Raw genomic sequence first — 21,253 nt, forward strand, 5'->3', positions numbered from 1 at the left:
GGGGCGGCGGGTGGCGGGCAAGAGCGCGTTAAAAAACACCCCCTGCATCGCAGCCAAGCCAGCTCCCACAGTTTGCTCAGTGTTTACAACCGCCCGCCGCCGTCGATGTCGATGATCGCGCCGGTCATAAAGCCATTCTCCATGGCCAACACATACCCGGCCGCAACCTCTTGCGCTTGCCCCACACGCCCTACCGGCAACGCCCCGCCGGCCTTGGCATACATCGCCTGGCGCTGGTCTTCAGCCAACCCGGCATACGCCGGCGTATCAATCACCCCCGGGCTGACCACATTCACGCGGCGCGGTGCCAGCTCCTTGGCCAACTGCTTGCCGAGGGCTTCGGTGGCCGCATTGATGCCGGTCTTGATGAACTGGCCGGCCACGAATTTACGACCCAACTGACCCGAGGTCAGGCTGATACTGCCATGCTCGTCGAGAAACGGCAGCGCCAGTTGAATGGCCCGCAGTGAACCCCAGAGTTTCACATTGAAGTTTGCCTGGGCCTCATCCAGGTCGGTCTCGGCCAGCGTCTTGGCGCGCACCGATGGCCCGGATGTATAGACCAGATGATGAAACCGCCCCACGCTTTCGAACAGTCGCTGCAGCGAGGCGGCATCGGTAACGTCTACCGGCTCGCTGCGCAGGCCGTTTTCGTTGCCCGCAGACAAGCGACGCCCGGCCAGTACCACTTGGGCGCCACGTGCTGCGGCGGCCTTGGCCACGGCGGCGCCAATACCGCTGCTGCCGCCGATGACGATCACCGTTTTGCCGTTGAGGGAAGAAGTCATGGAGAAGTGTCCTGGGTCAGAAAGTGAGCGTTCATCTTCCCAGCTTGGCAATCGACGAAAAATCCCGGTAAAACGACAAGATCTTTAAAGGATTTTTACAAATGAGCTCGATCCTCGATCTGGACGTGTTTGTACGCACCGCCGACACCGGCAGCCTCTCGGCCGCCGCACGCAGCCTTAACCTGACGCCGGCCGCGGCGAGCATCGCGCTCAAACGCCTGGAAACCCGCCTGGGTATTCGCCTGCTCGCGCGCTCCACCCGCAGCATGCGCCTCACCGAAGAAGGCCGGCGCTACCTGGACAGCGTGCGCGTAGCGCTGGAAGCGTTGTCCGAGGGCGAGCAAGCAATCAAACAGCAAGGCCAGAGCCTCAGCGGCCTGTTGCAATTAGCGGCGCCTTCGGACTTCGGGCGCAATGTATTGCTGGGCTGGCTGGATGAATTCAAGGTCGAACACCCGGCTATCCGCCTGCAACTGCTGCTCAATGACAGCAACGCCGACCTGTTTCGCGACACCGTCGACATTGCCCTGCGCTTTGGCGTGCCGCAGGATTCCAGCCTGGTGGCGCTGCCGGTGGTGCCCGGCCACCACCGCATCGCATGTGCCAGCCCCGACTACCTCGCACGCCACGGCACACCCCGCACACCGGCGGACCTCGCGCAGCACAGCACGCTGCGCTACATGCGTCGCGGCCGCGCCAACAGCACCTGGTATTTCCGCCAGGGCGCGCAGTTGCAGGAGGTCGAGGTCAGCGGTGACTACCTCAGCGATGACGGTGAGATCGTGCGGCGCTGGGCCCTGGCCGGCCACGGTATCGCCTATAAGGCCAACCTGGATGTTGCCCGCGACATCAACGCCGGGCGGCTGGTGCCGTTGCTGCCTGACTGGCAGGGCGAACCCACACCGTTCAACCTGATGTGCCCGCACCGCCTGCAGGTGTCGGAGCGGGTAAAAGTGCTGCACCGGTTTTTGCAGGCACGCTGCGAGGCGTTGCTGCACGAATGAAGAAACGCGCGCAGGGCTTGTTCCAGAGCCCTCGAGTCTGGTATTGCATAGGTCACGTTTCCCTGCCTTGAGGAGCTTTGCATGATTTACCGCACATTGGGCCAGTCCGGACTGAAGGTCAGCGCCCTGACCCTGGGCACCATGATGTTTGGCGAACAGACCAACACCGAGGACTCGCTGCGCATCATCGACAAAGCCTGGGACCAGGGCATCAATTTTATCGACACGGCGGACGTCTACACCGGCGGACGCTCCGAGGAAATCGTCGGCGAGGCCATTGCGCGCCATCGTGAGGATTGGGTACTGGCCTCCAAAGTCGCCATCGGCCCCACCGACGGCCTGCCCAATCGCAGTGGCTTGAGCCGCAAGCGCATCTTCAATGCGCTGGAAGCCAGCCTGACGCGCCTGGACACCGACTACCTCGACATCTACTACCTGCACCGCGAAGACCACGACACGCCGCTTGACGTCACGGTGTCGGCGATAGGTGACCTGATTCGCCAGGGCAAGATCCGCTATTGGGGCTTGTCCAACTATCGCGGCTGGCGCATCGCCGAAGTGATTCGCGTCGCCGAGCGCCTGGGCGTGGACAAGCCGGTGATCAGCCAGCCGCTGTACAACATCGTCAATCGCCAGGCCGAGGTCGAGCAGATCACTGCGGCCGCCGCCTACGGCTTGGGCGTGGTGCCTTACAGCCCATTGGCGCGTGGCGTACTCAGCGGCAAGTACGCGCCGGATGTAACCCCCGAGGCCGGCAGCCGCGCAGCGCGCCAGGACAAACGCATCCTGGAAACCGAATGGCGCGTGGAGTCGTTGCGCATCGCCCAGCAGATCCAGCAGTACACCCAAGGCCGTGGCGTGGGGATTGTCGAGTTTGCGATCGCCTGGGTGCTCAACAATGCTGCGGTGAGCTCGGCGATTGTCGGGCCGCGCACGGAAGCACAGTGGGATGCCTACATCGGCGCGCTCGACGTGAAGATCTCGGCGGAAGATGAAGCCTTCATCGATTCGCTGGTGACGCCAGGGCACTCGTCCACACCGGGATTCAATGATGTGGGGCACTTTGTGTCTGGGCGGATAGCTCGTTTGTAAGCGGGGAATAGAGCGCTGTAGCAAGCGGGGCTTTTTATGCTGAGCTTGTTTCCTGTGGTGAGCGGGCTTGCCCCGCGTTGGGTGGCGAAGCCGCCCCAAAACCAGTCGGAGAGGAGTCCCTGATCCACCGCGTGCTCGCTGACTGGGGCTGCTTCGCAGCCCAACGCGGGGCAAGCCCGCTCACCACGACAAGCCCGCTCACCACAACAAGCCCGCTCGCCACAACAAACTGGCCCGCCGCGGGAAGTAGGTTCACCAAAGGAAGTTTGTCTCTATCACCCCCTCCAAACCTCGGCCCATGAAAATTACCGCGCAACACGGTGAACAGGCTCGTGGTGGCAAACAGGCTTAGTGTGGTGACCAGGCTTCATGTGGTGAGCGGGCTTGCCCCGCGTTGGGTGGCGAAGCCGCCCCAAAACCAGTCGGCGAGGAGTACCTGATCCACCGCGCGCTCGCTGACTGGGGCTGCTTCGCAGCCCAACGCGGGGCAAGCCCGCTCACCACAACAAGCCCGCTCGCCACAACAAGCGCGCTCGCCAGGACAGGCCCGGCTGCCACAGGAAGCCCGTTCGCCATGACAAGCCGGCCCGCAATGGGAAGTGGGTTCACCCAAGGAGGTTTGTCTCTATCACCCCCTCCAAATCTCGCCCCATGAAAATTTTCGCGCAAAACGCCCCAAAACAGCGCAACCGTCTCCCGTCAAAAGCTCCATAATCCCTTCCTGAATTTCTCTCTTCTTTTGTAGCAACCGGTTTTGGCGAGGACAGTGTGTCTAAAGGTGTTGTTTTATCCGTGGCGGCGTCGGTGTTGTTTGCCGTGATGTATTACTTTACGTCGCTGCTCACGCCGTTGAGCGGCCTGGAGATTTTCGGCTGGCGCATGTTGCTCACCGTGCCGTGCATGACGGTGTTCATGATCGTCAGCGGCGAATGGCGCCGTGTGTGGGAATTGCTCCGCAGGCTGGCGGCCAAGCCGCGGTTGATCGGCGGCGTGGTGCTGTCTTCGGCATTGCTCGGCGTGCAGTTGTGGCTCTTCATGTGGGCGCCACTGAACGGGCGCAGCCTGGATGTGTCGGTGGGTTACTTCCTGTTGCCGCTGACCATGGTATTGACGGGGCGCCTGGTGTACGGCGAGCGGTTGTCGCGCCTGCAGCAGATCGCCGTCGTGTTCGCCGCGCTCGGCGTGCTCAATGAGCTGTATCAGGCCGGCGGTTTCTCCTGGGCCACGCTGGTCGTGATCATCGGCTACCCGGTCTACTTCGTGGTGCGTAAATACTTGTCCACCGATCACCTGGGCGGTCTATGGCTGGACATGGCACTGATGCTGCCGGTGGCCTGGTGGTTCGTGCAGAGCGGCGAACAGGGGTTTGCCGTGCTCGATGCCTATCCCAAGCTGTATGCCTTGATTCCAACGCTGGGGCTGATCAGCGCATCGGCGCTGGTGAGCTACATCATCGCCAGCCGGTTGCTGGCGTTCAGCCTGTTCGGGCTGCTCAGCTATGTCGAGCCGGTGCTGTTGCTGGCAGTGGCGTTACTGCTGGGCGAAGGGATCAAGGGTGGCCAATGGCTGACCTATATCCCGATCTGGCTGGCGGTAATGGTGCTTGTCTATGAAGGCTTCAAGCATCTGGTGCGTCAACGCAAAGCCTGATCCGCAGGCAATAAAAAGCCCGGCCGGGAGCAATCCCGGCCGGGCTTTTTTACCCTCAGTCGGCGGTCAGTACACCACGACGCACCTGGTCACGCTCGATGGATTCGAACAGCGCCTTGAAGTTGCCTTCGCCAAAGCCATCATCACCCTTGCGCTGGATGAACTCGAAGAACACCGGGCCCATCAGGGTCTCCGAGAAGATTTGCAGCAACAGGCGCTTGTCGCCTTCAATCGACGAGCCGTCCAGCAGGATGCCGCGCGATTGCAGTTGATCGACCGGCTCACCGTGGTTCGGCAGGCGGCCTTCGAGCATTTCGTAGTAGGTGTCCGGCGGCGCGGTCATGAAGCGCATGCCGATGCCCTTCAGCGCGTCCCAGGTCTTGACCAGGTCGTCGGTGAGGAACGCCACGTGCTGGATGCCCTCGCCGTTGAACTGCATCAGGAACTCTTCGATCTGCCCGGCGCCCTTGGACGACTCTTCGTTCAGCGGGATGCGGATCATGCCGTCCGGCGCACTCATGGCCTTGGACGTCAGGCCGGTGTATTCACCCTTGATGTCGAAGTAGCGCGCCTCACGGAAGTTGAACAGTTTCTCGTAGAAGTTGGCCCAGTAGACCATGCGGCCGCGATACACGTTGTGGGTCAGGTGGTCGATGACCTTGAGGCCGGCACCGACCGGGTTGCGGTCTACGCCGTCGAGGTAGACAAAGTCGATGTCATAGATCGAGCTGCCTTCACCGAAGCGGTCGATCAGGTACAGCGGCGCGCCGCCGATGCCTTTGATCGCCGGCAGGTTCAGTTCCATCGGGCCGGTTTCGATATGGATCGGCTGCGCACCCAACTCCAGCGCGCGGTTGTAGGCTTGCTGCGAATCCTTGACGCGAAACGCCATGCCGCACACCGACGGGCCATGCTCCGCCGCGAAGTAGGAGGCAATGCTGTTGGGCTCGTTGTTGAGGATCAGGTTGATCTCGCCCTGGCGGTACAGGTGCACATTCTTGGAGCGGTGGGTCGCGACCTTGGTGAAGCCCATGATCTCGAAGATCGGCTCCAGGGTGCCGGGGGTCGGCGATGCGAATTCGATGAATTCAAAGCCCATCAGGCCCATTGGGTTGTCTAAATGGTCGGTCATGTTCGGTGCCTCATCATTCTTGTTGGGTAGCAATTGATTAGTTGCGAGCAAGGATGAGGTCGAAGGGAGGCGCGCAGGAAAGGCCTCGCACACTGCGGGCGAGGAAGTCACCAAAGATGAGGGGGGAGCCGAGTAGCTTCATGGTGTCATCAGTCTCTGACGGCCGAGGCTTGCGTGAGCGCAAGTCCATATTCTTGTATGCGTAAATCGATTCTACACAGCGTAACCGTGTTTGTCCGCAGTCTTCATCAAATCCCTATTGCCTTGGCCTGCGCAAGCGGTTTGTTGCACAGGTTACTGCCCAGCAGCGTTGCCGCGCGATCTTGACCAGCGCTACGTATACCGGCGCCTGTCGCCGGGGTGCCGCGTCGTATCGGCTTGGCGGTGCGGGACCGCCAGCGGTCCTCGCCTGCCGCCCCGGCCTCTACCGAGATCGCACAATCGCTGGCGCTAACGAGCATATTTGAACCGGGCCGTCTATCATCCGGGCATCCCTGACTGCCCCACCGTCACCGCCCTCTCGCGCAACAGGCCCGGAATACATGCCCCTGACTGTCACAGGCCCTCGAAAGTCCTTCACTCGCCATTCGATCAGTGTGCTGTGCGGGCTGCTGCCCATCCTGCTGGGTGTGCTCATCCTGCACTGGCAAGCCGAACGCACCCTTGAGAAAAGCACCGCGCAGACCGCGCAGGAAGCCCTGCGCCAATTCGACCTGATGCTCGACAACACCGCCCTCGCCGCCCAGGAATTGCTGCCACTCGCCGGACAGCCGTGCGACAGCAGTGCGCAACTGGCACTGCGCGAGCAGGTCACACGCCGGCCGTTTGTGCGCGCAACCACATTGTCCTGGCAGAAAAACATCTATTGCAGCTCGCTGTTCGGCAGCCAGTACGAGTCGCGGGTGAACCCGGATGACTACGTGGATGGGCGGCTGTGGTTGATGAACGGCAACCCGGTGACGCCGGATACGGCCTTGCTGGTGTACCGCCTGGTGGAGGGCGACAAAGCCGCGTTTGCCTCGATCGACGGCTACCACCTGACCAACGCGCTGCGCCTGATCAGCCGTTATGCGAACCTGATCCTGCAGGTCGGACCCAACTGGCTGGGCGCCGACGGCAAAGTGCGCAACACGCAGGTACCGGTGTTTGCCGTGGCCCATCATCACCTGGCGTCCGAGCGCTATCGCTACAGTGTCGACGCCGGTATGCCGGCCGGTGAAGTGTGGCGCTATATGCAGGACCGATACCCTGCAATGTTCAGCCTGGTGGTGTTTTTTGGCCTGTTGGCCGGCGTACTTGGGCACGCCCTGCAAAAGCGCGTGACCGCGCCAACCCATGAATTACAACGGGCGCTGGGGGCGAATGAATTCGTCCCGTACTTCCAGCCCGTGGTACGCGGCGACACGCGGGAGTGGGCGGGCTGTGAAGTGCTGATGCGCTGGAAGCACCCGAAGGAAGGCCTGGTACGGCCGGACCTGTTTATTCCACTCGCCGAGGAATGCGGGCTGATTGTGCCGATGACGCGCGCCCTGCTCCGCCAGACCGCCGCACAACTGGCACCCCACGCGGCGCGCTTCAGCCCGGGGTTTCATATTGGCGTGAATATTACCGCCCGCCACTGCCAGGACCTGGCGCTGGTGGACGATTGCCGAGAGTTTCTGGCAGCCTTTCCTGTTGGCCAGGTCACCCTGGTACTGGAGTTGACCGAGCGCGAGCTGATCGAACCCACGGATATTACCCGCCGCCTGTTCGATGCGTTGCATGAACTGGGGGTGATGATCGCCATTGACGACTTCGGTACGGGCCATTCCAGCCTGGGCTACTTGCGCAACTTCAATGTGGACTATTTGAAGATTGATCAGAGTTTTGTCGCCATGATCGGCGCCGATGCACTCTCCCGGCATATTCTCGACAGCATCATAGAACTGTCCGGCAAGCTCGATCTGGGCATCGTTGCCGAAGGTGTGGAAACAATCGAGCAATGCGAATACCTGGCGGCGCGTGGCGTGGATTTCCTGCAGGGTTACCTGTTCGGAAAGCCTGTGCCCAGCGATGAATTGATTAAATCCCTCGGCCACCAATGAATAGCCCGGTACTAGACAGGTTGAAATAATGTAAGTAATACAAAAGACGTGATTTACTCGTAGCGCATTAACTACTACAATTTTTCCTGCCTGTGCAGAACTCGCAGGAAGGCGTCTTTCCTGAGTTGCCTTAAAGCGCTTGGCTTATAGCTTTGTCTGTAATTGATATCAGCCAACAACACTATTGGAGTACCTATTTTGTCCAGACTCGCCGAATTTCGCGCAGCAGAAAAAGCCCTTCAAGAGCAGCTCGCCCAGCTGGAATCCCTGAAGAACGACGCCGGCCTGAAAAAAGAAATCGAATTCGAAGAAAAGCTCCAGGGCCTGATGAAGACTTACGGCAAGAGCCTGCGTGACATCATCGCCATCCTTGACCCTAACCTGGGCAAGGCCAGCGCTGCAGCCACCGCCGCACCAAAACAGCGCCGCGCACGCGTCGTCAAGGTCTACCAGAACCCGCACACCGGCGAGCTGATCGAGACCAAAGGCGGCAACCACCGCGGCCTCAAGGCCTGGAAAGAAGAGCACGGTGCAGCCACTGTAGAGTCATGGCTGCGCAAGTGATCAGGCACTACCCATAAAGAGCCCCGCCGATGCGGGGCTTTTTTATTGGAGGGTTCGAACGCAAACTTAAATAACATTTCACCGTATTCAAGATCGATCGACATAACCGATTTAAAGTTTCAGGCTGTCGCGCACCGAACTGACTTCATCCTTGCTCGCTTCGTAGGTTTGCGCCTGCCCCGCATATGAAAAAACATAGGCCTTATCGGTATCAACAGCGCCCACCAATGTTTGTGACAGCACGTGTCGCCCGTTCTCGGTAATCACACAAGTAGTTTCCAGCGCGTCAAGTCGGCTCAATGTTGTTGGGTGCATCTTGGTGCAGACGCTTTGATAGCCACCTTGGGCAAAGTCCTTCTGGATGGATTTGCGCATTTCCAGTAATACGCCCTGAAGATTAACTTTATGCCCGGCCTCGATGGGGGTGCCGGTCAGTTCCATGACCATCAAGGTCGTGCCGTTTTCATCGTTCTTGATCGCCCGTTGGCGCGACACCGTGGCGGGCGCTGCCGGGGCCTGGTCGTCAGGCACGACTTCTTCCACTTGCCAGCCGCTGGGCCAATGGATTTCCGGATCGGCCGCCATGACCACGGGGCTGGCCAACAGCACGCATACGGCACTCAACAGCGGTTTACGAAATTCGATCATTGCGACAAATACCCAAGGTTCAAGCGACAAAGTGTGAGCCCGCCACCCGCAGCTCGCAAGGCTTGCAGCGGCTTTTTCATTTGGCGCCACCGCCGAGCCTTGCGTATCATGGCTCGGCTGCACGGATGCCTGCCGCAAGCCAAGGGATCGCTCCTCGCTTTTCACTGGAGCCGCGTTTGCCCCATTTTTTTCTGGAGGGCCCATGAGCCTGCACGAATTGAACACCTTCCCGGGCGTCACCGCCCAACCTGACACCGCCACTGCAAACTTTGTGTTCAACCACACCATGTTGCGGGTCAAGGACATCACCAAGTCGCTGGATTTCTACACCCGCGTCCTGGGTTTTTCCCTGGTTGAGAAACGCGACTTCCCGGAAGCCGAATTCAGCCTGTACTTCCTGGCCCTGGTCGACAAATCCCAGATCCCGGCCGATGCCGCACAACGGACCCAATGGATGAAGTCGATCCCGGGCATCCTCGAACTGACCCACAACCACGGCACCGAAAACGACGCCGACTTCGCCTACCACAATGGCAACACCGACCCGCGTGGTTTTGGCCATATCTGCATCTCGGTGCCGGATATCGTGGCGGCGTGCGAGCGCTTCGAAGCCCTGGGCTGCGACTTCCAGAAACGCCTGAGTGATGGCCGCATGAAAAGCCTGGCGTTCATCAAGGACCCGGACGCGTACTGGGTCGAGATCATTCAGCCAGCGCCGCTGTAAAGCCCCACGCAATAAAAAACCCCATGATCGCTCATGGGGTTTTTCATTTGCGGCGCCGGATTTACGCCGGGGCGGAGGTGCGGATCAGGTGATCGAAAGCGCTCAGGGAAGCCTTCGCGCCCTCGCCTACGGCAATCACGATCTGCTTGTACGGCACGGTCGTGACGTCACCGGCGGCGAATACGCCTGGCAGTGAAGTCTCGCCACGGGCGTCGACAATGATCTCGCCACGGGGCGAAAGCTCGACGGTGCCTTTGAGCCAGTCGGTGTTAGGCAGCAAGCCGATCTGGACAAAGATTCCTTCCAGGTCGATGGTCTTGAACTCGCCGCTGTCACGGTCCTTGTAGGCCAGGCCGGTCACTTTCTGGCCATCACCTTTGACTTCGCTGGTCAGCGCGCTGGTGATCACATCAACGTTGGGCAGGCTGTACAGCTTGCGCTGCAGTACCGCATCGGCGCGCAGCTTGCTGTCGAACTCGAGCAAGGTTACGTGGCTGACAATACCGGCCAGGTCGATGGCCGCTTCAACGCCGGAGTTACCGCCGCCGATCACCGCCACGCGCTTGCCCTTGAACAGCGGGCCATCGCAGTGCGGGCAGAAGCACACGCCCTTGGCCTTGTATTCCTGCTCGCCTGGCACGCCCATTTCGCGCCAGCGGGCGCCGGTCGCCAGGATGACGGTCTTGGACTTCAGGGTCGCACCGCTTTCGAAGCGGATTTCGTGCAGGTCGCCGGCATTTTTCGCTGGCACCAGGCTGCTGGCGCGCTGCAGGTTCATGATGTCCACGTCGTACTGACGCACGTGGGCCTCGAGGGCGCTGGCGAGTTTCGGGCCTTCGGTTTCCTGCACCGAGATGAAGTTCTCGATGGACATGGTGTCCAGCACCTGGCCGCCGAAACGCTCCGCCGCTACACCGGTGCGGATACCTTTACGTGCGGCGTAGATAGCCGCCGCAGAACCGGCTGGGCCACCGCCGACCACCAGCACATCAAAGGCATCTTTGGCGCTGATTTTCTCGGCAGCCTTTTCGATGCCGCTGGTGTCGAGCTTGGCGAGGATTTCTTCCAGGCCCATACGGCCCTGGCCAAAGTTCACACCGTTGAGGTAGACACTTGGCACCGCCATGATCTGGCGCTCGTCAACTTCAGCCTGGAACAGCGCGCCGTCGATGGCGACGTGGCGGATGTTCGGGTTGAGCACGGCCATCAGATTCAGCGCCTGGACCACGTCCGGGCAGTTCTGGCACGACAGCGAGAAGTACGTCTCGAAGCTGAACTCGCCCTTGAGCGCACGAATCTGTTCAATTACTTCGACACTGGCCTTCGACGGGTGGCCACCGACTTGCAGCAGGGCCAGCACCAACGAAGTGAACTCATGGCCCATGGGGATGCCAGCGAAACGCAGGCTGATATCGGCACCCGGGCGGTTGATGGAGAACGAAGGCTTGCGCGCATCGTTGCCATCGGTGATCAGGGTAATCAGCGTGGAGAGGCTGGTTACATCTTGCAAAAGGGCCAGCATTTCCTGGGATTTCGCACCGTCGTCGAGGGAGGCGACGATCTCGATCGGCTGGGTGACCCGTTCCAGGTATGACTTCAACTGAGCTTTAAGATTGGCGTCCAACATACGGGCGATTTCCTATTAATTCGGTTTATTGCAGACAAAAAAACGCCCGAGCGAATCTCGCCCGGGCGTTTTGAGGGCGGATGCAGCTTACTTAAGTGCGGAAACCCGCCCTTGATACTTCACAGACTTAGATCTTGCCGACCAGGTCCAGGGACGGAGCCAGGGTGGCTTCGCCTTCTTTCCACTTGGCTGGGCACACTTCGCCTGGGTGGGCAGCAACGTACTGGGCAGCCTTGATTTTGCGCAGCAGCTCGGAAGCGTCACGGCCAACACCACCGTCGTTCAGCTCAACGATCTTGATCTGACCTTCTGGGTTGATTACGAAGGTGCCACGGTCTGCCAGGCCAGCTTCTTCGATCAGCACGTCGAAGTTGCGCGAGATGGTCAGGGTTGGGTCGCCGATCATGGTGTACTGGATTTTGCCGATGGCTGGCGAGGTGTTGTGCCAGGCAGCGTGGGCAAAGTGGGTGTCGGTGGAAACGCTGTAGATTTCGACGCCCAGTTTCTGGAATTCGGCGTAGTTGTCAGCCAGGTCTTCCAGTTCGGTTGGGCAAACGAAGGTGAAGTCAGCTGGGTAGAAGAAAACTACCGACCATTTGCCTTTCAGGTCAGCGTCCGACACGTCTACGAAGTTGCCGTTTTTGTATGCGGTAGCTTTGAACGGTTTTACTTGGCTGTTGATGATAGGCATCGTTGACTCTCCGTCAGGGGTTAAGAAGTTGATGAGGTGAATCCTACCCACCTTCTCGGCGGTTGGCTCATTGGCAAACCTGATGCTGACGATTGGTTTTCCCTATCAGGTAACTGTATTAATAGAAGAAATCTCAAAGCAGCGGTTGCGTCGCCAAGGTCATGCCGAGAAAGGGCGTCGCTTCAACATAGCGCATGGCAGATTTCATGTCGCTCCAACCGACGTAACTCATCAATGACTTCAAGTCCCAGCCGCTGCGATGCGCCCAGGTGGCAAAGCCGCGACGCAGCGAGTGGCTGGTGTACTGCTCGGCAGGCAGGCCGGCGCGCTCCAGCGCCTGGCGCAATAGTGGAATCACACTGTTGGGGTGCAAGCCCTCCTCGCCCAGGTTGCCCCAGCGATCAATCCCGCGAAACACCGGACCACGCACCAGGGCCGAAGCGCTGAGCCATTCGCCGTAGGCCTGCACCGGGCACAGGCGTAGCAGCGCCGGGGTCTGGTAGGTTTTGCCGAGGTTGTCGCGGTCGCTTTTACTGCGGGGCAGATACAGGCTGATCCCCGCACCGGGCGTGGCGCGTACGTGTTCGATCTGCAGGCGGCACAGCTCATCGCTGCGAAAGCCGCGCCAGAAGCCCAGCAGGATCAGCGCGGTGTCGCGCTTGGCGCGCAGCAGGCGCGGCTGATCCTGATCGGCGCTGGCGCGGGCAGCCTCGGCGTCGAGAGACGCCACCACTTGCTCCAACTGCTGGAGCTGCAGCGGTTCGGCCTGCTTTTCCTGCGCAGGGTGCACGGCGCGGATGCCCTTGAGCACCTTGCGCACTACCGGCGCCTTGGTCGGGTCGGGAAACCCCTGGCTGGTGTGCCATTGCGCCAACGCCGAGAGCCGCAGCTTCAAGGTGTTGACTGCCAGCACCCCGGCATGCGCCACCAGATACCGCGCGACGCTGTCACTGGTGGCCGGCAGGAATCCGCCCCAACTCACCTCGAAATGCTCGATCGCCGCGCGATAGCTGCGGCGCGTGTTATCGCGGGTCGCCGCGTTGAGGTAACGATCCAGATCGCTCATGCAGGGCCTATTCGTACGGCAATGGGGTGTATCGGCAACCAAAACGGCTATGACACGGGATAATACGCCAATATCCCATCTGTGAAATCATGAATTTAAAGCCGATTTCATTCGTGATATAGTACGTATATACATACTACATACCACAGTACTAAATCGACGGAGACCCCATGGCTCGCGGCGGCATCAACAAAGCAGTAGTTCAAACGGCACGCCTGGCAATCCTCGCCCGTGGCGAAAACCCCAGCATCGATGCAGTACGCATCGAAATGGGCAATACCGGCTCGAAAACCACGATTCATCGCTATTTGAAGGAGCTGGACGACAGTGAAAGCCGCCTCACCATTACCGAGGCGCCGATTGATGACGAGCTTGGCGAGCTGGTTGCGCGCCTGGCCCAGCGCCTGAAAGACAAGGCCCAGGAGCCCATCGACCTGGCCCTGGCGCAGTTCGAGCAGCAGAAAACCGCCCTGCTCGCCCAGGTAGAGGCCCTTGAAGAAGCCCAAGGCCAGCTCCAGCAGCAATTTGATATCCAGGCCGCCGCCCTGGCGGAAGAAAGCGCAGCGCTGCAAACCGCCAGCACCAGCCTGCAGACGGAGCAAACCCGCAACGCCGGGCTCAGCCAGGCCTGCAGCGATTACGAGCTACGCATCAATGACAAGGACGAACAGATTCGTTCACTGGAAGAAAAGCACCTGCACGCCCGCGATGCGCTGGAGCACTACCGCAACGCCATCAAGGAGCAACGCGAACAGGAACAGCGCCGCCACGAGGGCCAGTTGCAACAACTGCAAGCCGAATTGCGCCAGGCCCAGCAGAGCGCCATGGTGCGTCAGGATGAAATTACCCAGTTGCACCGCGACAATGAGCGGCTATTGATCGAGCACCGGGTCACGGCGAAGGAACTGAGCGCCTTGCAGGAGCAAAGCCGCAAGGATCAGGCTCGACAGCTCGCGTTGAGCGAACAGGTCAGCCTGATTGATAGCGAACGCACGCTGCTGCAAGAGCGTTTGCGCGTAGCCGTGCTGGAAAGCCAGTCACGCCAGGACGCGCTGACCGAACAACAACACAGCCATAAAACCCTGGAATTGGACCTGATCAAGGCCCAGGCGACGATAGAGGCGTTGCGCCTGGCCGCCGTCGTTGCAACGACGCCAGAAGCAACACCCAACGCCTGATCAGTTGGCCACAGGCATGCGCATGGTGACGAATTCTTCCGCCGCCGTAGGATGCACGCCGATGGTCTCGTCGAAATGCTGCTTGGTCGCGCCCGCCTTGAGCGCGATCGCCAAGCCTTGCACGATTTCCCCAGCATCCGGACCGACCATGTGGCAGCCCAGCACCTTGTCGGTGTCGGCATCGACCACCAACTTCATCAGGGTTTTCTCCTGGCAATCGGTCAAGGTCAGCTTCATCGGACGGAAGCGGCTTTCAAAGATCTGGACCTTATGCCCCTTGTCCCTGGCCTCCTCTTCGGTCAGGCCAACGGTGCCGATGTTGGGCAGGCTGAACACCGCCGTCGGGATCATCGCGTAATCCACCGGGCGATACTGCTCAGGCTTGAACAAGCGCCGCGCCACGGCCATACCTTCGGCCAGGGCCACCGGCGTCAGTTGCACGCGACCGATCACATCGCCGATTGCCAGGATCGATGATTCAGCGGTCTGGTACAGGTCGTCGACTTCGACAAAGCCCCGCTTGTCGAGCTTGACCCCGGTGTTCTCCAGCCCCAGGTTGTCCAGCATCGGGCGGCGGCCGGTGGCGTAGAACACACAATCAGCTTCCAGTACACGGCCGTCTTTCAGCGTGGCCTTGAGGCTGCCATCGGCCTGTTTGTCGATGCGTTCGATGTCGGCATTGAATTGCAGGTCCAAGCCGCGCTTGGTCAATTCTTCCTTCAGGTGCGTGCGCACCGAACCGTCGAAGCCGCGCAGGAACAGGTCACCGCGGTACAGCAGCGTGGTCTGCGCACCCAAGCCATGGAAAATCCCGGCGAACTCGACGGCAATGTAGCCACCGCCCACCACCAGCACGCGGTTGGGCAGCTCTTTGAGGAAGAACGCTTCATTCGAACCGATTGCGTGCTCACGGCCCGCAATCTCCGGAATCTGCGGCCAGCCACCGGTGGCGATCAGGATGTGCTTGGCGGTGAAGCGCTCGCCATTGATTTCCACCTGGTGCGGATCCACCAGGCGCGCATGCCCTTCATGCAGCGTCACGCCACTGTTGACCAGCAGATTACGGTAGATGCCGTTGAGGCGATTGATCTCGCGGTCCTTGTTGGCGATCAGCGTCGCCCAATCAAAGTTTGCCTCACCCAGCGACCAGCCGAAACCGCTGGCTTGCTCGAAATCCTCGGCAAAGTGCGCGCCGTAGACCAGCAGTTTTTTCGGCACGCAGCCGACGTTAACGCAGGTACCGCCCAGGTAGCGGCTTTCCGCCACGGCCACCTTGGCGCCAAAGCCCGCAGCAAAGCGCGCCGCGCGAACACCGCCGGAACCGGCGCCAATTACATACAGGTCAAAATCGTAGGCCATTTCACTCTCCTCGGCAGGACATCAGCATACCGACTTACATGGGGCTGAAAAACGAAAAAGCCACCCGAAGGTGGCTTTTTTAGAGCAGGCGACGCTTACCGTGAATCAGTAAGCCTTGCCAGTCTTGTAGAAGTGCTCGTAGCAGAAGTTGGTCGCCTCGATGTAGCCTTCAGCGCCACCGCAGTCGAAACGCTGGCCTTTGAATTTGTAGGCAATCACGCAACCGTCTTTGGCTTGCTTGAGCAGGGCGTCGGTGATCTGGATCTCGCCGCCTTTGCCTGGCTCGGTTTCTTCGATCAACTTGAAGATGTCCGGGGTCAGGATGTAACGACCGATGATCGCCAGGTTCGATGGCGCATCTTCCGGTGCTGGTTTCTCAACCATGTCGCGAACGCGGATCAGGCCATCACCAATGTCGTCGCCGGCGATAACGCCGTACTTGTTGGTTTCGGTCGGGTTCACTTCCATGACCGCAACGATGGTGCAGCGGTACTTCTGGTAGAGCTTGACCATCTGGGTCAGCACACCGTCGCCTTCCAGGTTGACACACAGGTCATCCGCCAGGACCACGGCGAACGGTTCGTCACCGATCAGCGGGCGGCCAGTCAGGATGGCGTGGCCGAGGCCTTTCATCTGGGTCTGACGGGTGTAGGAGAACGAGCACTCGTCGAGCAGTTTACGGATACCGACCAGGTATTTTTCCTTGTCGGTGCCCTTGATCTGGTTTTCCAGCTCATAGCTGATGTCGAAGTGGTCTTCCAGCGCGCGCTTACCACGGCCAGTCACGATGGAGATTTCGTTCAGACCGGCATCCAGTGCCTCTTCGACGCCGTACTGAATCAGTGGCTTGTTCACCACCGGCAGCATCTCTTTGGGCATGGCCTTGGTCGCTGGCAAGAAGCGAGTGCCGTAACCGGCTGCTGGGAACAAGCATTTCTTGATCATATGGGTCCTTACAAAGGGCTGTGCGTACGAATTCGGCGCAGTCTAATCAGGCCGCAGTCACCTTACAATGGGTCCTGCTGGCGTTGCGATGTCAACATAGAGAAAAAATGTCAGCGTAAGTTCCGCTTATCTTACGAAGAGCGTTATCACCAACACGGCAAAAACTGCCTGCACCTTGTCATCACCAAGGCCTGCAACCTTTTTAGCACGCTTTTCAACCGGTAACACTGACCTAGAATAACTTGCGCCGACCCGCGACATTTGGCGCTATCATTAGGCCCTTGAACCAGACCACGAGATTCTTAATAGATGTCAGAACCAAAAGGCGTGAACGGCTACTTGATCACTCAGCGAGCAGATGGCTGGCACTTGATCAACTTCCACGGAGACAGCGTCGCAGGGACGTTCGCGACCGAGCGTGAAGCGATTGCGGTAGCCGAAGTGTTTGTGGATGAAGCTGGCCACGCGTCGAGCAAGCGCCCCAAAGGCAAGTAAGGCTCGCGACACGACCAGAAGCCCCGTTGAACGGGGCTTTTTTGCGATTGTCTGTACCTAGGTGGCAGATCGCTATAATCTGCCGAAAACGCCCAACGACACTGTCAGCGCGCCCCTCCCAACACTCTTTGACGACGAACCCACATGAACAAGATTCTGGCACTGATTGCGGTACTGGCGCTGGCCGGCTGCACCACCACCTCTGATGTTTACCTGAAGAACGGTGAACAAGGCCTGACGATCGACTGCTCCGGCGAGGCCAACTCCTGGGCCAGTTGCTACGAAAAGGCTGATGCGTCCTGCGCCGGCACCGGCTACCGCATCGTCGGTACCGAAGGCACCCCTGCGCTGAGCGAGGACGACAAGACCCTGGGCAAGGATGTCGGCAACTTCAAGAGCCGCAGCGTCGTGGTGGTGTGCAAGTAGGCACGCGTGTCCTACATGTGGATTTCGGCGAACTTGATGCCCAGGCCGCGAATGGTCTCGATCAGGTCATCCAGGCGCTCGAATGACTCGACTTCATCCTGATCATCGACCAGGAAGAAACTGCGCCCGCCGCTTTTCTTGAAGAATACGATCCACTCGCCCAGGTCGGCGGGATTCTGGATGACATGGGTGGCCGAGATCTGACCCTCGGCGTGATGAGCTCTGACGTGTTCGCGCTTCATGAGATTGTTTCCAGGAAAAGACCAATGCCGCGCAAACCCTGGGGTTGCGCGGCATTTTTGCAGTGAATGGCCGACAGTTTAACGGATACCCTGCCCGATCAGCACGCCATCTACGGTTTGCCCGTAGAGATTGACCCCATCATTGGCATGAAACTTCACCCGGGTTTTCTCCACCGAACCCTCGATCAGCCGCGGGTCCTGCGGCCGTTCATGGCTGTTGACGTAGGCCGCCACATCCCACGCCTGCTGATCGCTCAGGCTGCCGCCCTTGCCCAATGGCATGTTGTGCTTGATGAAGGACGCCGCCGTGTTGATTCGGTGCATGCCCGCGCCCCAGTTGTAGGAATCCTTACCCCAGAGCGGCGGCATCACGTAGCTGTCACCGAATTTTTGCCCTTGCCCTTCGGCGCCATGACACACCGCACACTGCCCTTTGTACACCTGCGCGCCCTGCGCCAGGTCGTAACCTTTGGCTGGCTGCGCCACGTCGGGATAGCCGCGCCCCGGCAACTCGACGCCCAACGGCGCTTTGCTGGCCAACCAATAGGCGTACACCGACAGCGCAGTGATCTCGGGGCTGTCGGCTGCGGGCGGCGTACCGCCATTCATGCTGAACTGAAAGCAGCCCTGCAAGCGCTCGGCAAAGGTGTTGACCTTGTCGTTCTTCTTCCGATAGGCCGGGTACATCGGGTAAGCCCCCCACAGCGGCGCCGAATTGGCCAGGCGTCCCTGGTCGAGGTGGCAATTGCTGCAATTGAGGCCGTTGCCGACAAACTGTGGCGCGAGCCGCTGGGTATCGACGAACAACGCGTAGCCTTGCCGGACCAGCTTGCCGTAGGCGTTGTCAGGCAGTTCGCTTTCCTGGGGCGACTGGAATGGCGCGGCTGGCGGGTGGGCGGTCGTCGGTTGAAGTTGCGACTGGTCTTCCATGGCGATGGTGGCGGCATGCGCGGGCAACACGACCAGCATTCCGAGCAACATAAAGGCCTTCATGGCTTCACCTCCAGGCTGAGCGCCGCGAAATACTCGGCCACGCTCTGTACCTCGTCTGCCGTCAGCGATTTGGCGATGTGTCCCATCAGATCATTCGGATCGTTGTGTCGGCTGCCGCCCTGCCAAGCCAACAATTGCGCCTTCAGGTAGGCCGCTGGCTGGCCGGCCAACGGCGGAAAGGCATCGCCGACGCCGCTGCCGGCCGGCCCATGACAACTGACACAGGCCGGAATCTGCCGCTCCCATGCGCCCTGCAGGGCGAGCTTCTGCGCGGGGTTGCTCGGCATTTCGCTGCGCTGCGCCAAGGTCGGCGCAGGCGCAGGCATCGCGGCCACGGCCAGGCTCACCGCGTCGATTTCCGCGTCAGTCAGGGCATTTGCCACCGGCTGCATCACCGGATGACTGCGACTGGCGTGCTTGAAGTCTTCCAGCTGTTTACGCGTGTACGCTGCCGGCAAACCGGCCAAGCGGGGAAAGCCCGCAGCCGCCATGCCCAGCCCGTCAGCACCATGACAGGCGACACAGGGCATGGCGCCCGGCTGCGATCCTCCCTCGGTAAAAATCTTGTTCCCCTCCAGCGCGTGGGCATTGCCCAACATCAACAGCAGCGCGCTGCCCATCAGCATGCGTTCCAATGACATCATCACGACTCCATTTTTATAGTTATATGCTTAGGCATTTATGGCATAAGCCTACAAATGGTAGGGGAATGAAAGCGTCGGAACAACACCCAAAAAAAAGCCTGACACTGTCAGGGGCAGCGTCAGGCTTTTTATCGAATTCGAACTTGCGGGGTAAAGGGCCGATTTCAGCCGGAAATGCACTCTTCGCCAGCCTTCTTCACATCACCCGGACGAATAGGCACATTGGACATGCTCTCGTAGAGCTTGATGCTGCTGCCACTGGAGCGCTCTTCGATCTCGAAAATGGCCGACGGATCTGCCGAGAATTTCTGCGGCACGATGACCTGGACACCGTCCTTATGCGGCTCGATCTGTGGCGGTCGGCGCGTGGTGGACAATTTGCGCACGACACAAGCGGCATATTCCTGCGGTTTTTTCCCTGAGATGACAGCCAATGTCGGCGGCGTCTGCTTGATATCTGCAACCGAAGCACACCCACCTATCGCCAAGGCCAGAACCAACACACTCCACTTCATATAAAACCTCCGATAAAGACCCTACGACAGCGGGGATGGTAAATTTCTCCCGCCCAAGTAGGATTTATCCCTGATAACTCGGTAAATAACTGTTTTAAATTGTCGACGCGGTCGAACACGGGCCGATAATAAACGCGCTGGGGCTGATAAACTCCATCTTAACCTACGTATCGTTCTGATTTTTCAGAAAAAGCCCTTCTGGAGACACCCGCATGAAATTCATCCACCAGCGCGAGCACCTCAACGAGGGAGACATTGTCGTCATCGAATGCTCGCAGACTTGTAATATTCGTCTGATGAGTGATGCGAACTTTCGCAGCTTCAAGAATGGCGGCCGCCATACCTACCACGGTGGCGCCTTCGACAAATTCCCTGCCAAGATCACCGCGCCGAGCACAGGGTTCTGGAACATTACCCTCGACGTGGTCACACGCCGCGCGATCAGCGTCACCAAGAAGCCCGCGCTGTCGCACAAGATTCGCATCGTGCGCCGTACCAGCTCGAAACTGAGCTGACCCGTACCCTTTCCAGGAAATGATCGTGACTGCCACTACCAAATACGTCATCAAATACAAACTCAACGGCGAACGCCGCTTCGAATTCGCGCAACTGCACACCAATAGCGTGGAGGAAGCCAAACAAGCCCTGGCCAAAATCCACGATGCCAGTGATGAAATCACCGACATTAATGTGAGCAAGGCGCTGTAAGCCATGCCCGGCCCTACTGCCGACCTGTTCGCCGAGGACGCCCTGCAGCAACCGGCTGGGCGCGAGCAGATCGGCGAAGAGTCCTACGTCCTAAGAGGCTACGCCCTGCCCTGGATTGAGCGACTGCTGCCAGAGTTGCGTCGCGTGCTGGCGCAATCGCCGTTTCGACAGATGGTCACGCCCGGCGGCTTCACCATGTCGGCGGCCTTGAGCAGTTGTGGCGACCTGGGCTGGACCACCGACGCGACCGGCTATCGCTACACCCCCCTCGATCCGCGTAGCCAGCAGCCCTGGCCGTCCATGCCGGAGACCTTGCGCCAATTGGCCATGGAAGCCGCGGCAGACGCCGGCTTCGTCGACTTCAGGCCGGATGCCTGCCTGATCAATCGCTATGTGCCCGGCGCGAAGATGTCCCTGCACCAGGACAAAAACGAACGCCGCTACAGTGAACCGGTGGTGTCGGTCTCGCTGGGGCTGCCAGCGATTTTCCTGTTTGGTGGCCATGAACGCAGCGGCAAGACCCAGAAGATTTCGCTGTTCCATGGCGACGTGGTGGTCTGGGGCGGCGTCGATCGCCTGCGCTTTCATGGGGTGATGCCGATCAAGGAAGGCGTGCATCCGGTCATGGGCCCGCAGCGCATCAATCTGACCTTTCGCGCCGCCGGCTGATTTGACCGC

Annotated in this window: 24 protein-coding genes; 12 read left to right on the forward strand and 12 right to left on the reverse strand. The window is 59.8% G+C overall.

Features of this window, described 5'->3' with window-relative positions:
- Positions 1–83: 83 nt before the first annotated feature.
- A complete protein-coding gene (locus NTD80_RS10345; RefSeq protein ID WP_262133425.1) occupies positions 84–788 on the reverse strand; it encodes an SDR family oxidoreductase in 705 nt (234 codons plus the stop codon).
- Positions 789–889: 101 nt separating this feature from the next.
- On the opposite strand from NTD80_RS10345, the gene NTD80_RS10350 reads away from it, so the two are divergent.
- From NTD80_RS10350 to rarD, 3 genes are all read left to right on the forward strand, one after another.
- On the forward strand, positions 890–1,792 hold the full coding sequence (locus NTD80_RS10350; protein ID WP_262133426.1) for a LysR family transcriptional regulator: 903 nt from the start codon (positions 890–892) through the stop codon (positions 1,790–1,792).
- A gap of 81 nt (positions 1,793–1,873) precedes the next feature.
- On the forward strand, positions 1,874–2,884 hold the full coding sequence (locus NTD80_RS10355) for an aldo/keto reductase (protein ID WP_106803792.1): 1,011 nt from the start codon (positions 1,874–1,876) through the stop codon (positions 2,882–2,884).
- A gap of 768 nt (positions 2,885–3,652) precedes the next feature.
- Entirely contained in the window at positions 3,653–4,534 is an 882-nt protein-coding gene (gene rarD / locus NTD80_RS10360; RefSeq protein ID WP_065905429.1) for an EamA family transporter RarD, read from the forward strand.
- A 55-nt stretch (positions 4,535–4,589) separates the two neighbouring features.
- On the opposite strand, the gene hppD is transcribed toward rarD, so the two are convergent.
- Positions 4,590–5,666, reverse strand: a complete 1,077-nt coding sequence (hppD, locus tag NTD80_RS10365; RefSeq protein WP_065905432.1) for a 4-hydroxyphenylpyruvate dioxygenase — start codon at positions 5,664–5,666, stop codon at positions 4,590–4,592.
- 542 nt (positions 5,667–6,208) lie between these two features.
- Between hppD and NTD80_RS10370 the strand changes: the two genes are divergently transcribed.
- A complete protein-coding gene (locus NTD80_RS10370) occupies positions 6,209–7,750 on the forward strand; it encodes an EAL domain-containing protein (RefSeq protein ID WP_262133427.1) in 1,542 nt (513 codons plus the stop codon).
- 198 nt (positions 7,751–7,948) lie between these two features.
- Entirely contained in the window at positions 7,949–8,314 is a 366-nt protein-coding gene (locus NTD80_RS10375; RefSeq protein ID WP_262133428.1) for a histone-like nucleoid-structuring protein, MvaT/MvaU family, read from the forward strand.
- Positions 8,315–8,425: 111 nt separating this feature from the next.
- Here NTD80_RS10375 and NTD80_RS10380 read toward each other — a convergent pair whose 3' ends face one another.
- Positions 8,426–8,962, reverse strand: a complete 537-nt coding sequence (locus tag NTD80_RS10380) for a DUF4946 domain-containing protein (RefSeq protein ID WP_120448664.1) — start codon at positions 8,960–8,962, stop codon at positions 8,426–8,428.
- 202 nt (positions 8,963–9,164) lie between these two features.
- On the opposite strand from NTD80_RS10380, the gene gloA reads away from it, so the two are divergent.
- The gene (gloA, locus tag NTD80_RS10385) at positions 9,165–9,686 is read left to right on the forward strand and encodes a lactoylglutathione lyase (protein WP_106803787.1); all 522 of its coding nucleotides are present in this window, start codon (positions 9,165–9,167) and stop codon (positions 9,684–9,686) included.
- 61 nt (positions 9,687–9,747) lie between these two features.
- Here the strand turns inward: gloA and ahpF are convergent, their stop codons facing one another.
- The 3 genes from ahpF to NTD80_RS10400 all read right to left on the reverse strand — a co-directional run bounded on the left by ahpF (position 9,748) and on the right by NTD80_RS10400 (position 13,070).
- On the reverse strand, positions 9,748–11,313 hold the full coding sequence (gene ahpF, locus NTD80_RS10390) for an alkyl hydroperoxide reductase subunit F (protein ID WP_065905443.1): 1,566 nt from the start codon (positions 11,311–11,313) through the stop codon (positions 9,748–9,750).
- A gap of 127 nt (positions 11,314–11,440) precedes the next feature.
- Positions 11,441–12,004, reverse strand: a complete 564-nt coding sequence (gene ahpC, locus NTD80_RS10395) for an alkyl hydroperoxide reductase subunit C (RefSeq protein ID WP_010210361.1) — start codon at positions 12,002–12,004, stop codon at positions 11,441–11,443.
- Positions 12,005–12,137: 133 nt separating this feature from the next.
- Entirely contained in the window at positions 12,138–13,070 is a 933-nt protein-coding gene (locus NTD80_RS10400) for a site-specific integrase (RefSeq protein WP_262133431.1), read from the reverse strand.
- A 170-nt stretch (positions 13,071–13,240) separates the two neighbouring features.
- Between NTD80_RS10400 and NTD80_RS10405 the strand changes: the two genes are divergently transcribed.
- Complete coding sequence (locus NTD80_RS10405) at positions 13,241–14,248, forward strand: DNA-binding protein (RefSeq protein WP_120448666.1); 1,008 nt, start codon at positions 13,241–13,243, stop codon at positions 14,246–14,248.
- Here the strand turns inward: NTD80_RS10405 and gorA are convergent, their stop codons facing one another.
- Complete coding sequence (gorA, locus tag NTD80_RS10410) at positions 14,249–15,607, reverse strand: glutathione-disulfide reductase (protein ID WP_262133433.1); 1,359 nt, start codon at positions 15,605–15,607, stop codon at positions 14,249–14,251. It lies immediately after the preceding gene.
- A gap of 105 nt (positions 15,608–15,712) precedes the next feature.
- Positions 15,713–16,552, reverse strand: a complete 840-nt coding sequence (gene galU / locus NTD80_RS10415) for a UTP--glucose-1-phosphate uridylyltransferase GalU (RefSeq protein WP_003173830.1) — start codon at positions 16,550–16,552, stop codon at positions 15,713–15,715.
- 309 nt (positions 16,553–16,861) lie between these two features.
- Between galU and NTD80_RS10420 the strand changes: the two genes are divergently transcribed.
- Both NTD80_RS10420 and NTD80_RS10425 read left to right on the forward strand, forming a co-directional pair.
- Positions 16,862–17,047, forward strand: coding sequence for a hypothetical protein (locus NTD80_RS10420; protein WP_016969599.1), 186 nt, complete (start codon positions 16,862–16,864; stop codon positions 17,045–17,047).
- A gap of 144 nt (positions 17,048–17,191) precedes the next feature.
- Entirely contained in the window at positions 17,192–17,473 is a 282-nt protein-coding gene (locus tag NTD80_RS10425; RefSeq protein WP_065905447.1) for a hypothetical protein, read from the forward strand.
- Positions 17,474–17,484: 11 nt separating this feature from the next.
- Here NTD80_RS10425 and NTD80_RS10430 read toward each other — a convergent pair whose 3' ends face one another.
- The 4 genes from NTD80_RS10430 to NTD80_RS10445 form a co-directional block, all read right to left on the reverse strand.
- Positions 17,485–17,715 carry a hypothetical protein gene (locus NTD80_RS10430; protein WP_065905448.1) on the reverse strand — a complete coding sequence of 77 codons (231 nt, stop codon included), beginning with the start codon at positions 17,713–17,715 and terminating at the stop codon, positions 17,485–17,487.
- A gap of 78 nt (positions 17,716–17,793) precedes the next feature.
- Positions 17,794–18,708: a c-type cytochrome gene (locus NTD80_RS10435; RefSeq protein ID WP_262133435.1), complete on the reverse strand. Its 915-nt coding sequence runs from the start codon at positions 18,706–18,708 to the stop codon at positions 17,794–17,796.
- A complete protein-coding gene (locus NTD80_RS10440; RefSeq protein ID WP_262133436.1) occupies positions 18,705–19,352 on the reverse strand; it encodes a c-type cytochrome in 648 nt (215 codons plus the stop codon). The genes NTD80_RS10435 and NTD80_RS10440 overlap by 4 nt, the downstream gene beginning before the upstream one ends.
- A 164-nt stretch (positions 19,353–19,516) precedes the next feature.
- Complete coding sequence (locus tag NTD80_RS10445; protein WP_065905451.1) at positions 19,517–19,867, reverse strand: hypothetical protein; 351 nt, start codon at positions 19,865–19,867, stop codon at positions 19,517–19,519.
- Between the two features lie 212 nt (positions 19,868–20,079).
- On the opposite strand from NTD80_RS10445, the gene NTD80_RS10450 reads away from it, so the two are divergent.
- Genes NTD80_RS10450 through alkB form a run of 3 tightly spaced genes read left to right on the forward strand, consistent with a single transcriptional unit; the run spans position 20,080 to position 21,244 of the window.
- Positions 20,080–20,382: a DUF1883 domain-containing protein gene (locus NTD80_RS10450; RefSeq protein WP_065905452.1), complete on the forward strand. Its 303-nt coding sequence runs from the start codon at positions 20,080–20,082 to the stop codon at positions 20,380–20,382.
- A 25-nt stretch (positions 20,383–20,407) separates the two neighbouring features.
- The gene (locus tag NTD80_RS10455; RefSeq protein WP_098467678.1) at positions 20,408–20,575 is read left to right on the forward strand and encodes a hypothetical protein; all 168 of its coding nucleotides are present in this window, start codon (positions 20,408–20,410) and stop codon (positions 20,573–20,575) included.
- Positions 20,576–20,578: 3 nt separating this feature from the next.
- Positions 20,579–21,244 carry a DNA oxidative demethylase AlkB gene (gene alkB, locus NTD80_RS10460; RefSeq protein WP_262133439.1) on the forward strand — a complete coding sequence of 222 codons (666 nt, stop codon included), beginning with the start codon at positions 20,579–20,581 and terminating at the stop codon, positions 21,242–21,244.
- Positions 21,245–21,253 lie beyond the last annotated feature (9 nt).

Source organism: Pseudomonas sp. 13B_2.1_Bac1 (genome assembly GCF_025466155.1).
Taxonomy (GTDB): domain Bacteria; phylum Pseudomonadota; class Gammaproteobacteria; order Pseudomonadales; family Pseudomonadaceae; genus Aquipseudomonas; species Aquipseudomonas aylmerensis.

What these genes read in the sequence shown, in the direction of transcription:
- NTD80_RS10345 (WP_262133425.1), bottom strand. Translation starts at nt 788, where the DNA reads ATGACTTCTTCCCTCAACGGCAAAACGGTGATCGTCATCGGCGGCAGC.
- NTD80_RS10350 (WP_262133426.1), top strand. Translation starts at nt 890, where the DNA reads ATGAGCTCGATCCTCGATCTGGACGTGTTTGTACGCACCGCCGACACC.
- NTD80_RS10355 (WP_106803792.1), top strand. Translation starts at nt 1,874, where the DNA reads ATGATTTACCGCACATTGGGCCAGTCCGGACTGAAGGTCAGCGCCCTG.
- hppD (WP_065905432.1), bottom strand. Translation starts at nt 5,666, where the DNA reads ATGACCGACCATTTAGACAACCCAATGGGCCTGATGGGCTTTGAATTC.
- NTD80_RS10370 (WP_262133427.1), top strand. Translation starts at nt 6,209, where the DNA reads ATGCCCCTGACTGTCACAGGCCCTCGAAAGTCCTTCACTCGCCATTCG.
- NTD80_RS10380 (WP_120448664.1), bottom strand. Translation starts at nt 8,962, where the DNA reads ATGATCGAATTTCGTAAACCGCTGTTGAGTGCCGTATGCGTGCTGTTG.
- gloA (WP_106803787.1), top strand. Translation starts at nt 9,165, where the DNA reads ATGAGCCTGCACGAATTGAACACCTTCCCGGGCGTCACCGCCCAACCT.
- ahpF (WP_065905443.1), bottom strand. Translation starts at nt 11,313, where the DNA reads ATGTTGGACGCCAATCTTAAAGCTCAGTTGAAGTCATACCTGGAACGG.
- ahpC (WP_010210361.1), bottom strand. Translation starts at nt 12,004, where the DNA reads ATGCCTATCATCAACAGCCAAGTAAAACCGTTCAAAGCTACCGCATAC.
- NTD80_RS10400 (WP_262133431.1), bottom strand. Translation starts at nt 13,070, where the DNA reads ATGAGCGATCTGGATCGTTACCTCAACGCGGCGACCCGCGATAACACG.
- NTD80_RS10405 (WP_120448666.1), top strand. Translation starts at nt 13,241, where the DNA reads ATGGCTCGCGGCGGCATCAACAAAGCAGTAGTTCAAACGGCACGCCTG.
- gorA (WP_262133433.1), bottom strand. Translation starts at nt 15,607, where the DNA reads ATGGCCTACGATTTTGACCTGTATGTAATTGGCGCCGGTTCCGGCGGT.
- galU (WP_003173830.1), bottom strand. Translation starts at nt 16,552, where the DNA reads ATGATCAAGAAATGCTTGTTCCCAGCAGCCGGTTACGGCACTCGCTTC.
- NTD80_RS10420 (WP_016969599.1), top strand. Translation starts at nt 16,862, where the DNA reads ATGTCAGAACCAAAAGGCGTGAACGGCTACTTGATCACTCAGCGAGCA.
- NTD80_RS10425 (WP_065905447.1), top strand. Translation starts at nt 17,192, where the DNA reads ATGAACAAGATTCTGGCACTGATTGCGGTACTGGCGCTGGCCGGCTGC.
- NTD80_RS10430 (WP_065905448.1), bottom strand. Translation starts at nt 17,715, where the DNA reads ATGAAGCGCGAACACGTCAGAGCTCATCACGCCGAGGGTCAGATCTCG.
- NTD80_RS10435 (WP_262133435.1), bottom strand. Translation starts at nt 18,708, where the DNA reads ATGAAGGCCTTTATGTTGCTCGGAATGCTGGTCGTGTTGCCCGCGCAT.
- NTD80_RS10440 (WP_262133436.1), bottom strand. Translation starts at nt 19,352, where the DNA reads ATGATGTCATTGGAACGCATGCTGATGGGCAGCGCGCTGCTGTTGATG.
- NTD80_RS10445 (WP_065905451.1), bottom strand. Translation starts at nt 19,867, where the DNA reads ATGAAGTGGAGTGTGTTGGTTCTGGCCTTGGCGATAGGTGGGTGTGCT.
- NTD80_RS10450 (WP_065905452.1), top strand. Translation starts at nt 20,080, where the DNA reads ATGAAATTCATCCACCAGCGCGAGCACCTCAACGAGGGAGACATTGTC.
- alkB (WP_262133439.1), top strand. Translation starts at nt 20,579, where the DNA reads ATGCCCGGCCCTACTGCCGACCTGTTCGCCGAGGACGCCCTGCAGCAA.